Origin of the sequence: Moritella sp. 28 (genome assembly GCF_018219435.1) — a bacterium.
In the GTDB taxonomy this organism is placed as follows: Bacteria; Pseudomonadota; Gammaproteobacteria; order Enterobacterales; family Moritellaceae; genus Moritella.
The window spans coordinates 4,017,006-4,029,848 of record NZ_CP056121.1 but is presented as its reverse complement, the minus strand read 5'-3'; the positions used below and the strand labels follow the sequence as shown (position 1 = coordinate 4,029,848).

Genomic DNA, 12,843 nt, shown 5'->3' with positions numbered 1-12,843 from the left:
GATATGTAGAATTTATATGGAATCTAGCGCTACATTGATTTCATTTAACCTTCCCGTTATTCAGAGTTATTATACTAAAAGTGGTATTTTTAGCTAAGTGTAATTTTGTATGTTTTTGTAAATTTGAGGTCGCCTGTGCTTAATACATCCGAAAAACAGATGGAAACTAACTTTTAGTTATGTTTTTTCACTATAGAGTAGCCGTCACAATAAATATTTATAAAAGTATGGTTACGACAATGGGTGTGACATACAAATTGATGATGTGGAGAGCAAAAGATGAGAACAAGATTAGACCGTATTAGACATGCGATTTTATTTGAGATAATTGGCCTAGTTGTGATTATGGGTATATTAAGTCAACTCGGTTTTGATCTTGGTCATGTCGGTGCTATGGGCGTATTATTCTCGGTTGTGGCGACGGGCTGGAACTATGTATACAACATTGGTTTTGATAAATACATGTTGAAAAAAATGGGTTCAGTAACGAAAACAACCCTGATCCGTATTGTACATAGCATCGGTTTTGAAGGCGGTTTACTGTTTTTAACTATCCCGTTTATAGCGTGGTTTTTAGACTTAAGCTTATGGGATGCGTTTGTGCTTGATATCGGCATGGTTGTTTTCTATTTGTTTTACGCTTATGGCTATAACTTAGCGTACGATAAGCTATTTCCAGTGCGGCCTACCGCGGGATAATGGCACTAAAGTACATTTTAAACCTGACGAGAATGATGTTTACTTCACTTATGTTAAAAACATCTTGACCAAAATATGTAGAACGCTTAGTGTTATAGCTGTCTGGAAGTCCAGCTGTTCGGCCATCCATGGTGATTGTTGAATATAATTATGACCACGGTTGTCGAATATGAGGGAAAAATATGTCAAATGCCAAGATAAAAAATATCACTACAGCGGCAGTGAGAGCAGGAATAAATACAGATGAGCATCATGGTGCTGTCGTTGCTCCCATTCATTTATCAAGCACTTATTCATTAAAAGGTTTTAATGATAAACGTACGTTTGACTACTCTCGTACGGGAAATCCAACCAGAGCAACATTCGCACAAGCCGTTGCTGATTTGGAGCAAGGTAGCGTAGGTATTGTTACCAGTACTGGTATGTCAGCTGTGCATCTTCTATGTCAATTGTTGTCCACTGATGACTTAGTGGTTATTCCTCATGATTGTTATGGCGGTAGTTTCCGTTTATTTACTCATTTAGCTAAACGTGGTCAATTTAAACTCATTGTTGTTGACCAGAATGATCAAGCCGCATTGGCCCAAGCGTTAGTTGGAAAACCTAAGTTGGTGCTACTGGAAAGCCCAAGCAATCCATTGCTACGCTTAGTCGATATTGAGACTGTTACTAAAGCGTGTCACGAGGTTGGTGCCTTGGTTGCGGTTGATAACACTTTCCTTTCTCCTGCATTACAACAACCGTTAGGACTCGGTGCAGATATTGTTTTTCACTCTACGACTAAATACATTAATGGCCACAGTGATGTGGTTGGTGGTGTTTTAGTGACTAAAGAACAAGCCCTTGGTGAAGAGCTAGCTTGGTGGGCAAACTGTATTGGTATTACAGGTAGCGCTTTTGATAGCTTTTTAGCGTTACGAGGGCTAAAAACGTTACCTATTCGGATGAAACAACACCAAGAAAATGCTTTGCAAGTGGCGAGTTTTTTAAAATCTCATCATGCTATTGATACCGTGTATTTTCCTGGTTTTGAAGATCATCCTGGTCATGATATCGCTAAAAAGCAGCAGGCGGGTTTTGGCGCGATGCTCAGTTTTAATGTTAAAGGTGGCGAAGCGGCAGTGAAAAAATTATTTGCTAATCTAGAGTTGTTTACGTTAGCGCAGTCATTAGGTGGCGTAGAAAGTCTTATTTCTCATCCTGCAACCATGACTCATGCTGGTATGGAAGAAAGCGCTCGTCTTGTTGCTGGTATTACAAATTCGCTAGTAAGAATTTCTGTTGGTATTGAAGATATAGATGATATTTTAGCTGACTTAGCAAATGGTTTAGCTAAGAGTCAACAATAGTAGATAGTAGATAGTAGATAGTAGATAGTAGATAGGGTGATAACAATCACTCTATCTTATTGTGGGTCGTGCTGGATAGAAAATAGGATATAATGCCTACCTCTTATCTTTATAATAGAAACCCGCATGACACAACCAACCACCATGACCTTCTTTGAACGCTTTGAAACAGATATTCTTAGCGGTAAAAAAACCATTACCATTCGTGATGCATCTGAAAATAACTATGTCCCGGGTTCGATAGTGACTGTTTCTACGTTAGAAGGTGGACGTGAGTTTTGCCAACTATCTATTATCTCAGTAGAGCCTATTTTATTTACCGCGTTATCTGATTTTCATGCCGAGCAAGAAAACATGACATTAGCTGTGCTGAAAGCTGTGATCCAAGATATTTACCCGGGCATTGAACAGTTATATGTGGTGTCTTATAAGCTTGTTGCAAAGTCAGCTTTCGATGCAGACGCGGTGCCGATGACGTAAGCACCACCCCATTGGTGTTGTACTTGGTATACCGACATAATAAATTCCTTTTAATGATGAGATCTTACACTAATCTGCTGGTTTTATATTATCTATTGATACTTAAAATCGCGTTGATTATTACTGCTGAACAAGGATAATAGCGCTCTTTATCTGATATAGAATTTAGTTTAATGCGCCTTGATAAATTTGTTTGTAAAAGTACTGAGTTAAGCCGAAACGAAGCAACTTCGATGATAAGTGCTGGTTGTGTCGAGGTTAATAACGCAGTCATTTGTGATGTGACAACGCAGGTGCATGAAAACAATTATATTAGTTTAAATGGTAAGGCGCTGATAGCAAGAGCGTCCCGCTATATCCTCATGCACAAACCGGCTGATACCATTTGCTCTAATATCGATGAAGCTTACCCGTCATTATTTAATTATATCGATGTCGCTAACGCATCCGAATTACATGTAGCAGGGCGCTTAGATGCCGATACGACGGGGCTAGTACTGGTCACTGATGATGGGCGTTGGTCATTTAATATCATTACCCCAACCAAGCATTGTCAAAAGGTCTATCGTGTAGGCTTATCTCGACCGATTAGCGATGATGTTGCGGTTAAATTTGCTTATGGTGTGCAATTACAAGGCGAGCAGCAATTAACACGTCCGGCTATTTTAGAGGTTGTATCACCGAAAGAAGTATTATTGACAATTACCGAAGGTAAATTTCATCAAGTGAAGCGCATGTTTGCAGCTGTAGGGAATCGGGTGGTGAGCTTACACCGCGAAAAAATAGGTGCGATACAGTTGGATGTAGAAGTTGGGCTGTGGCGTTATTTAACCGATGATGAAGTGAATTCATTTACCTGTTGATGTCCTAACGTCTAGATAAATAAGCCTAAAGCGTTGCAGCTGGGACGATGACGAACGCCATTTTAGCTATGTCATTGCTCACTCTGAATATGATTTAGAGTATTATGTTTCAAATCAAACAATCAATAGAGTAAAGTTGATATGATTGGTACAATTAAAGCGTAAATATCTTTTATGCGATGGTATTAAGGCTTTTCTCTGTGTACACCGAACAATTTATGATGTTGCTGGCGGTATTTGAGCGCGCAGCACTGATGCTCATGGCATTATTTTTTTTAACACGCACCAATTTATTCCAACATATTGTTATCAAAACCCGACGACACCCCGTTGAAACAGCCCTCATCTCGATACTTTTCATTCTATTTGCTGTCTTTAGTAACTACACGGGTGTCAATGTTGAAGGGTCTCTTATCAATGTGCGCATTATTGCCGTCTTATCTGGTGGGATCATTTTTGGTCCTTGGGTGGCTATTCCTGCGGGCATTATTTCAGGTTTACACCGCTATATTATCGACATGGACGGACCAACATCATTAGCTTGTTTAATTTCCAGTACGATTGCGGGATTATTAGCAACTTGGATCCATTTTCGATGCCACAAAAAATCTTACGCAAAATGGGGCATTATTGTCGGTATGCTCTGCGAAACTTTAACCATGATTTTAATTGTGACCCTATCTGAAGATAAGGAACTCGCGTACACGATTGTTGAACACATTAGCGTGCCGATGATCGGTGGTGCTGTATGTATTGGGCTTATTATCAAATTGGTTCAAGATTTAGATGACGAAAAAGATTTAATCGCCGCTAAACAAGCAAAACTTGCCCTCGATATCGCCAATAAAACATTACCTTATTTTCGCAATAATCACCGCGACTCATTGATCAAAGTATGCAGTATTATTCGTAAAGAAACGAATGCAGACGCCGTCGCCATTACCGATGTAAAAGACGTATTGGCTTATGTTGGTGTTGGTCAAAAAAACTATTTGGATACTTACCACAAGATCAGTGAAATGACCCAGCAGGCGGTTAATACGGGCGAACAAATAATTAGTAATAATCTTAATGTACACGGCTTTCATTCGCTGTTAATTATCCCATTGTGGGAAAGCGGCGTAGTTAGCGGTACGTTTAAAATATTCTATCGCCAACCACACCGTATTCGACCGTCATTACGTGAAATGACCATCGGCTTATCGCAATTGATCTCCACTCAAATGGAAGTTTCACGTCTTGAGCAGTTGAAAACCATGACGAGTAAAGCAGAGCTTTCTGCATTACAAAGTAAAATTAACCCACACTTTTTGTTCAATACTTTGAATGCTATTTCCACGCTAGTACGTATTAATCCCGATAAAGCCCGTCAATTGATTGCCAATTTAGCCGATTTTCTACGTTATAACCTAGAACGTAATAATGACTTGATCGATATCCAAGAAGAATTACAACAAGTAAGGGATTATGTCGCTATTGAGCAAGCTCGATTTGGTGACAAGCTCGAAGTTATATTTGATGTTGATGATGTGCACCCAACTATTCCTTGTTTATTGATTCAACCCTTGGTAGAGAATGCAATTCAGCATGGAATTCAACCTTCTTGCCAGCCCGGTAAAGTCAATATTTCGGTAAAGCGAGATGCGCAGCGCTTCAAAATCACTATTCAAAATACTGGGATGGGAATTAGCCAGCACGTTATTGATAAGCTCTATAACGGCACGATGGAAAGCCATCATATTGGTTTAATGAATGTGCATCAGCGGATCTTATTATTATATGGTGAGGGTTTGTATATTAAACGTCTTGGGCAAGGTACTGAAATCGTATTTTACGTCAACGAATTGAAATAAAAGGTAACTGCATGTTGAAAGCCCTGATCGTCGAAGATGAATATTTAGCAAGGGAAGAGCTGACGTATTTAATTGAACGCTATAGTAATATCGAGATTCTTGCTACCTTTTATGATGGTTTAGAAGCCTTTAAGTATCTGCAAACTAATAAGGTCGATATCGCTTTCTTAGACATTAATGTACCATCAATTGATGGTATGTTACTCGCACGTAATATCCATCAATTTTCTGAAAAACCGCATATTGTGTTTACCACCGCTTATAAAGAATTTGCAGTGGATGCATTTGAACTAGAGGCCTTTGATTACTTATTAAAACCACTGAATGAAAAGCGTATTATTGGGCTATTAGCCAAGTTAGAAGCAACTCACCAATGCCAAGCCATCCAGCCTGAAGACGTCAGAGCTAAAACGATTAATTTGATTAAGGATAACCGTATTTTCGTTACCGCCATCGATGATATTTATTATGCGGTGGCTAATGAGAAGGTGACTAATGTGTTTACTAAAGAGGATGCTTTTATTGTCCCTTTTACCATGAGCGAATTAATTAATCGTTTACCTGAACAGCGCTTTTTTCGCTGTCATCGTTCTTACTGTGTAAACATAGATAAAATTCAGGAGATCATCCCTTGGCTGAATTGTACCTATCAACTCAAAGTACGTGACATCGGCAGTGAAATACCTGTCAGTCGCAGTAATATAAAAGAATTTCGTGAATTAATGAAATTGTAATTCATACCGTTATATTGCACTTCATACCGTACTTATTGCATCTCATTTTTTATTGTTTTCCGCCTATTGTTATCTCCTGCGGACCCCGTATTTTAGTGGCTTAACAAGGTGATCAATACTGTCGCCTTCATGCTTTTCAATTCGTTGGAGATTTACCTATGACGACTCAAATATCAAACCGAGATCGACTATTTACCTTGCTTGGCACTATCATCACCCAATTTGCGTTAGGGTCGGTGTATACGTGGAGTTTATTTAATTCACAATTGGCAGACAAGTTATCTGTGCCGGTTAGCCGCGTGGCTTTTTCTTTTGGTATTTTAAGTTTATCGTTAGCCATAGCATCATCATTATCAGGCAAACTGCAAGAACGTTTCGGTGTGCGTAAAGTGACTATTTGCGCGGGTTTATTACTGGGTGCGAGCTTATCGCTAACCGCCTATGCTTCGAACCTGATCTTGCTGTATGTATTCGCAGGTTTGTTAGTGGGCTTTGCCGATGGTACAGGTTACCTGATGACTCTATCTAATTGTGTGAAACTCTTTCCCGAGCGTAAAGGTTTGGTCTCTGCGTGTGCCATTGGTGCATACGGTTTAGGCAGTCTTGGTTTTAAATATATTAATATGTATTTCTTAACCAATAGTGGATTAGAAAGTACCTTTAATACTTGGGGGCTAATTGCCATGGTTATGGTTATTATTGGTGGTCTAATGATGAAAGACGCACCCAAGCAAGAACCACAAATGGCAGCTGCAACGCCTGTTCGTGATTACACCCTCGGAGAGGCTGTGAAAAGCTCACAGTTTTGGATGCTGGCATTGGTGTTTTTAACAGTTTGCATGAGTGGTTTGTATGTTATTGGTGTCGCTAAAGATATCGGCGAGGGTTATGAGCATTTACCTATGGCGGTTGCTGCCAGTTCGGTTGCGATTATTGCTATTGCTAATCTAAGTGGTCGTTTAGTACTAGGGGTGCTTTCAGATAGTGTTAGTCGTATTAAAGTGATCGCAATTGCACTGTTTATCTGCTTAGCTGGCGTATCTGCATTACTTTTTGCTGAGCAAAGTATGTTCAGTTTCTACTTTGCCTTGGTATGTATCGCTTTTAGTTTTGGTGGCACGATCACCGTGTTCCCATCATTGATCAGTGATTTCTTTGGCTTAAACAATCTGACAAAAAACTATGGCTTAATTTACCTTGGTTTTGGTATTGGTAGTATTATTGGTTCTATCGTCGCATCAGTGTTCGGTGGATTTTCGGCAACCTTCTATCTTATGTTAGGGCTATTAGTCATCTCGCTTATTATTACGCTCACGATCAAGTTGCCGGGCTCACAGCCAACCAGTCCTCTTCGCTCTCCAGCCTAGCCAGGTAAGGTTTAGTACGTCGCGAGCGCTGCATGAACGTTGACTATTTTAAGAGCGATATAATACGTGGTTTGTTATTGCAAATGAGATGTATTACTATTGAAGGGTCGTTATTATTAGGGTGTTATATGTCTACTTTTTCTCTGTTATGTTCTCCATCAGCACGTGTATTCAAAAATTATAAACGTAGTTTCATGAGCGTAGTACTTACTTCCGCACTTGTAGGTTGTGCGACTTCCCCATCCTTAAAAGAGACTGAACAAACTATTAACCCATCGGAAGTGACTACTTACTTCGGGTATGGCTTACAGTCTCCCTCTGGTCAGGATATTAACTTGAAACGCTTTGTTGCTGACATCCAAGGTGCCGATGTTGTGCTGGTGGGTGAATGGCATACTCATGCTGGTATTCATCGTTTTCAAACGGAATTATTACAAAGCATGATTGCGGAGAACGACAATGTAACGCTGTCGATGGAGCAGTTTACCCGTGATAAACAAGCTATTGTTAATGCTTATTTAGCGGGTGAAATAGGGGAGGGAACGTTAATAAAACAGGGTAATGCATGGCCAAATTATACCAGTGATTATCGTCCGTTAGTGGAGTTAGCCAAAGCCAATAAAATTGATATTATCGCGGCAAATGCACCTAAAAATATCATTCGTTGTATCGCCAAAGAAGGCATCAGTTATGTTGATAAATTACCAGTGGATGAACGTACTTGGTTAGCCGCGAATATTAATATCCAAGACTCGCCGTACAAAAACCATTTTATGGCGTCGATGCACCATGGTGATGAAAGTCAAAATGAGAACAAGTTTGCCTCACAAGTGACGTGGGATGAAACCATGGCGGAGAGTATTGTTAACTATTTAGCGCTTAATCCGAATAAACAAGTGATGCATATCGCGGGTAAATTCCATACCGAGAATGGTCTGGGAACGGCTGCGAGTATTCTTGCGCGTGCACCTGAATTAAAAGTGGTAATTGTCACCCCGGTTGATGTAAATGCTGATAACACCCTTACAGAACAAGCGACAAGTGATTATCGCCTGCAGGTTATTGCGCCACCCAAACAATTCGTGAAAGAAGCGAACATGATGGCGTCATTCAAAGGCTTATCTAAGCGTAATGATAAGTTAACGTGTATTGAATAAATGCGTTTAAAAGTATTTTTAACTGGTTTTAGTGATCGAGTAGGAAGGTGACTCCTGCTTGATACAGCGTGCTAAAATAGCGATAACAATAAAACCAAATACTAATCGTCCCCATAAAATAGACATTACATCTGCACCTAGTAGTAAGATCAAGAGCGTATCTTCAATTATACTGTGCGTTAAGCCTAAAAAGCAGACGGCGAGAAAAATATCACGTTTACTTATTTTTCCTGTACGCGCTTCATCAATTAATAACCCCGCACCAAAGCTTAATCCAAGCACTAAGCCAATCACACAGACATTGGTTGTTTCTTTACCTATGGTTAATGCTTTTAAAAATGGTGACAGCAGCGTTTGTATGAGTTTTTCGATCCCACACCATTTTAATAAGCGCAGTAAAATTATCAGTGCTGCAATGATGAAGAAGATAGAGGCAAGCATGGTTAATTGGGCTATCGCCCAATCCGGTATACTTGAAGATGCAGGGGTGGGTTGCCAAACGATGACAGCTGGTTGTTGCTGCCAATCCCCGAACTGATAAATTTGATTCGCGATCATACCAAGTATAAATCCACCACCTATACGTAACGGCAGGGTGATACGCCAAGACACACCTGATAACTTAGCAACAGCACCTTCGACGGGCAATGCGTGTGCGAGTAACATCATGATGCCAAGGACTGAGACCTGGGCGACGCTCAACGAACTATCACCCGCTAACTCAAAGAATACTGCCATGCCGGTATAGATATTGGTGAGCATTGCGGTCGCCCATACCAGCCCCATTTCGTCTGGCAAGCCTACTAGGTTCATGAAAGGAGATAAGAATGCTGCCAGCCATTGTGTGCCGCCAACAAGATCGAATCCTTTGACGATAATAAGTGCAGGAACCATGACTTTGAGCAGTGTTAGATACACACGCCAGACATCGAGTAATAATAATTTTAAGGTTGTTAACATGTGATGGCCTCCATGGCTGCGAAATAAATACCTGTTTGATGTCACTTATTATATTCAAGTAGATAGAAATAGTTTCAATGTTAACGTACAAATGTTTGTATAAATTTCTTATTTAACTTGGTTTGGTTAATTATGTTTCTTGATCGGCTTGATAAAGCGATATTACATCAGTTACAGCAAGATGCTTCGGTGAGTAATTTGCAGTTAGCATCACTCGTGGGTCTTTCTCCACCCGCTTGTTTTAAACGAGTGAAAAAATTAAAAAACGAAGGTGTTATTGCCAGTCAAGTAGTACTGCTTGACCAAGATAAGCTGGGTGCGTGTTTGCATATGATTGTAAATGTGGAGATGGAGCGAGATAGATTAGACTTGAATGATGGCTTTATTAAACATATCCGCACCGCTCCTGAAGTCAGAGAGTGTTATCAAGTCACTGGCGAAATTGATTTTGTGTTATTGGTGACGGTTGAAAATATGCAGCAGTATGACGACTTCTGCCGACGTTACTTATACAGCGAGCCGAATATGAAAAACTTTAAAACGCAGATATCGATGAACCGCCTCAAATACGATACCCGCGCCGTCATTCCTGATTAGCAGATTTAAGCGATTAAGATACCTATGCTAATACTTGTTTAATAAACATTGCCATATTATCTATGGTCTTTTGCAGGTGGGCTTGATGAGTAAAACCACTTTTAACTCTTGGTTTTAAATCATGATCGCCGTCTTCTAGCCATAACCATTCGATGTTATCTGGTAGGCCATAACTCGCTACTTCTTCTTTTGTGCCTAACTTGTCTCGCTCACCCTGAGCAATAAAAACCGCTTGTTTAATAAGTGGGAAATGTTCGGTACGTAGTGATTCTGGTTTATTCGCTGGATGGAAAGGAAAACCTAAACAGGCGATGCCTTTTACTTTTGAATTTACGGTCAACGCATCTGTCGTCGGATCGGATGCCACTAAACTTGCCATGCGTCCACCCATCGATTTACCCCCAATAACCATAGGTTGGTCAATGCTGGTAATAAGCTGTTGGTACTGGGCGATTAATTTAGGTGCACGTTCTGGTGGTCGGCGAGTACCGTTATCAACGCGTTGTTGCATATAAGGAAAGTTGAAACGAGCAACAAGAATACCGTGTAAGGCTAATCCTTTGGCGATTGCTTCCATAAAGTCAGCAGTAGCAGGCGCGCCAGCACCGTGAGCGAATACAAATAGTGGGCCATCAACAGGGCCGTTATAAATGAGTTCCATGATCTTCCTATGCCGTGAGTAGTATCTATGCGCGTTAACGCATTAAAAGACCATTATACGGTATGCATTGAAGCCTCGGCCAAATTTTTAGAATATTCTCGTTTTAAAGGCAATGATTTATCAACCCCTGTACCTGACTCAGACTTTAAAGGCTTACGGGCGGGTGATCGTTGGTGTTTGTGTGCGGCACGTTGGTTACAGGCGTTAGAAGATAATATGGCGTTACTTAAACCCTATGCAATGGATTTGAGTTAGTGTATTAATTCGGCCCTTTGTTGGTCTAGCTTGGCAACCCCCATATGTTTCTGCTAATATCGAAATATATGTTGTTAGGGGTTAGGCGGAGATAAAAATGGATATTGATATTATTGCGAAAGCACTGAAAGAACTTGGGCATCCAACACGATTAAGTATTTTTAAAAGCGTTATCCGTGCGGGTTATCAGGGGATCGCCGTTGGGGGGTTACAAACGCAACTATCAATTCCAGGATCGACATTATCACATCACATCTCTAGTTTAGCGTCAGCTGGATTACTCTCACAGCGTCGTGAAGGACGAATCTTGTACTGCGTGGCTGAATATGAAAAATTACAAGCTGTGATTGGTTTTTTACAAGATGAGTGCTGTATTGATGAAGTGAAGAACAATGCTGCAGAATCTGAACAGTAATTATTTATCACCTTTGACGAAAAACACTGTCCTTTAGGGCGGTGATGTAAGTCATTATTGCGTAGCAATAAGCACTTTTTTTTGTTATTAATATTGACATATTTGCACATAGAGTCTAAGTTTAGAACTTAGTGCTGTGTATATATACAGTCATGTAAGGTGCTGAAAATTGAAACTTATTGCGTATAAATACAGGTTCTACCCAAACAATGAGCAGGTAACAATACTTGCTCATACATTTGGTTGTGTTCGTTTCGCTTACAATTCAGCGCTTGGCTTCTCTAAAGCGCAATACGAATTGGGTAATAAAACCAATTATAACGATTGGAGTAAAAACCTCACTCAGCTTAAAAAGAATCCCAACTTTTCATGGTTGAAAGCTGTTTCTAGCGTGCCATTGCAACAATCACTAAAGCATCTCGATAAAGGCTTTAAGTCATTTTTTAAATCAGGTTTTGGTTATCCTAAGTTTAAACATAAACACGGTAATCAATCTGCTAGCTATATGAGTAACGGCTTCAAATGGAGCGCGGACAAGCAATTACTAATACTCGCCAAAATGAAGCAAGCATTAAAGATTAAATGGTCACGGCCGTTTACTGGTACACCCAGCTCATTAACGGTATCAAAGACAACATCAGGTAAATATTTTGTATCAATGCTTGTAAAAGAAGATGTTAAGCAGCTACCAGTCGTGAATAAGACCGTCGGTGTTGATGTCGGTATTAAAGACTTAGCGATTTGTTCGGACGGAACAAAGTTCAATAATCCACGATTAACCAATAAATACGCGAAAAAACTCGCCAAGGCATCACGCAGATTAGCCAAAATGAAAAAAGGCTCTAACAACTTCAATAAACAAAAATTGACCCTTGCTAAGATTCACGAAAAGATAGCAAATTGCCGTAAAGACTTTACCCATAAAATGACGACGACACTTATAAACGAAAACCAAGTGATAGGGATCGAGTCATTGAAAGTCAAAAATATGGTTAAGAACCGTAAGCTATCTAAACATATCCACGATGCTAATTTCGGTGAAATAGTAAGGCAATTAGAATATAAAGCGGATTGGTACGGGCGTAAAGTATCAGCTATTAGCCAGTGGTTCCCATCGTCAAAGATGTGTAATGAATGTGGCTCGCTGTATTCAGGTGAGTGGTCATTAGCGATAAGAAACTGGTCTTGTTCGTGTGGTGCAACTCATGACAGAGATCATAACGCTGCTATCAATATTCACAATGAAGGGTTGAGGATAGCAGCTTAAATAATTTGTGGCGGTAGGTAGTACCGACACATTAAATGCTTGTAAGAGGTTTTAGAAGTCTAAAGTGATTTAATATCACAATGCTTAAACCGTTGACGACAAGAATCACCTTGCTTTAGCTGGGTGAGCTTCAACATTGATATTCGTTCCGTAACTTAATATGAATACGGAACGCTATCTCGCGTA

14 protein-coding genes are annotated in these 12,843 nt (G+C 40.1%); 12 read left to right on the top strand and 2 right to left on the bottom strand.

Annotation, left to right across the window (positions count from 1 at the left end; all coding sequences use genetic code 11):
- Positions 1-279: 279 nt before the first annotated feature.
- The 8 genes from HWV02_RS17755 to HWV02_RS17720 all read left to right on the top strand — a co-directional run bounded on the left by HWV02_RS17755 (position 280) and on the right by HWV02_RS17720 (position 8,502).
- Positions 280-699 (top strand): PACE efflux transporter, encoded by a 420-nt coding sequence (locus tag HWV02_RS17755; protein WP_211688996.1) that lies wholly within the window; start codon positions 280-282, stop codon positions 697-699.
- 182 nt (positions 700-881) lie between these two features.
- Positions 882-2,048: a cystathionine gamma-synthase gene (metB, locus tag HWV02_RS17750; RefSeq protein WP_211688994.1), complete on the top strand. Its 1,167-nt coding sequence runs from the start codon at positions 882-884 to the stop codon at positions 2,046-2,048.
- 126 nt (positions 2,049-2,174) lie between these two features.
- On the top strand, positions 2,175-2,528 hold the full coding sequence (yqfB, locus tag HWV02_RS17745; RefSeq protein ID WP_211677016.1) for a N(4)-acetylcytidine aminohydrolase: 354 nt from the start codon (positions 2,175-2,177) through the stop codon (positions 2,526-2,528).
- 173 nt (positions 2,529-2,701) lie between these two features.
- Entirely contained in the window at positions 2,702-3,391 is a 690-nt protein-coding gene (locus tag HWV02_RS17740) for a pseudouridine synthase (protein WP_211688992.1), read from the top strand.
- Between the two features lie 221 nt (positions 3,392-3,612).
- Complete coding sequence (locus HWV02_RS17735; RefSeq protein WP_370629436.1) at positions 3,613-5,244, top strand: LytS/YhcK type 5TM receptor domain-containing protein; 1,632 nt, start codon at positions 3,613-3,615, stop codon at positions 5,242-5,244.
- Between the two features lie 11 nt (positions 5,245-5,255).
- Positions 5,256-5,978: a LytTR family DNA-binding domain-containing protein gene (locus HWV02_RS17730; RefSeq protein ID WP_211688988.1), complete on the top strand. Its 723-nt coding sequence runs from the start codon at positions 5,256-5,258 to the stop codon at positions 5,976-5,978.
- A gap of 158 nt (positions 5,979-6,136) precedes the next feature.
- The gene (locus tag HWV02_RS17725; protein WP_211688986.1) at positions 6,137-7,345 is read left to right on the top strand and encodes an OFA family MFS transporter; all 1,209 of its coding nucleotides are present in this window, start codon (positions 6,137-6,139) and stop codon (positions 7,343-7,345) included.
- 128 nt (positions 7,346-7,473) lie between these two features.
- Positions 7,474-8,502: a ChaN family lipoprotein gene (locus tag HWV02_RS17720; protein ID WP_211688984.1), complete on the top strand. Its 1,029-nt coding sequence runs from the start codon at positions 7,474-7,476 to the stop codon at positions 8,500-8,502.
- Between the two features lie 18 nt (positions 8,503-8,520).
- Here HWV02_RS17720 and HWV02_RS17715 read toward each other — a convergent pair whose 3' ends face one another.
- A complete protein-coding gene (locus tag HWV02_RS17715) occupies positions 8,521-9,462 on the bottom strand; it encodes a hypothetical protein (RefSeq protein ID WP_211677013.1) in 942 nt (313 codons plus the stop codon).
- A gap of 132 nt (positions 9,463-9,594) precedes the next feature.
- Here HWV02_RS17715 and HWV02_RS17710 point away from each other — a divergent pair, with 132 nt between their 5' ends.
- Entirely contained in the window at positions 9,595-10,059 is a 465-nt protein-coding gene (locus HWV02_RS17710) for an Lrp/AsnC family transcriptional regulator (protein WP_211672733.1), read from the top strand.
- Between the two features lie 22 nt (positions 10,060-10,081).
- Here the strand turns inward: HWV02_RS17710 and HWV02_RS17705 are convergent, their stop codons facing one another.
- Positions 10,082-10,720 carry an alpha/beta family hydrolase gene (locus tag HWV02_RS17705; protein WP_211688982.1) on the bottom strand — a complete coding sequence of 213 codons (639 nt, stop codon included), beginning with the start codon at positions 10,718-10,720 and terminating at the stop codon, positions 10,082-10,084.
- 27 nt (positions 10,721-10,747) lie between these two features.
- Here HWV02_RS17705 and HWV02_RS17700 point away from each other — a divergent pair, with 27 nt between their 5' ends.
- From HWV02_RS17700 to HWV02_RS17690, 3 genes are all read left to right on the top strand, one after another.
- A complete protein-coding gene (locus tag HWV02_RS17700; protein ID WP_211688980.1) occupies positions 10,748-10,975 on the top strand; it encodes a DUF2237 family protein in 228 nt (75 codons plus the stop codon).
- Between the two features lie 97 nt (positions 10,976-11,072).
- On the top strand, positions 11,073-11,390 hold the full coding sequence (locus HWV02_RS17695; RefSeq protein WP_211688978.1) for a helix-turn-helix transcriptional regulator: 318 nt from the start codon (positions 11,073-11,075) through the stop codon (positions 11,388-11,390).
- A 169-nt stretch (positions 11,391-11,559) separates the two neighbouring features.
- Positions 11,560-12,657: an RNA-guided endonuclease TnpB family protein gene (locus HWV02_RS17690; protein WP_211677026.1), complete on the top strand. Its 1,098-nt coding sequence runs from the start codon at positions 11,560-11,562 to the stop codon at positions 12,655-12,657.
- Positions 12,658-12,843: the final 186 nt, after the last annotated feature.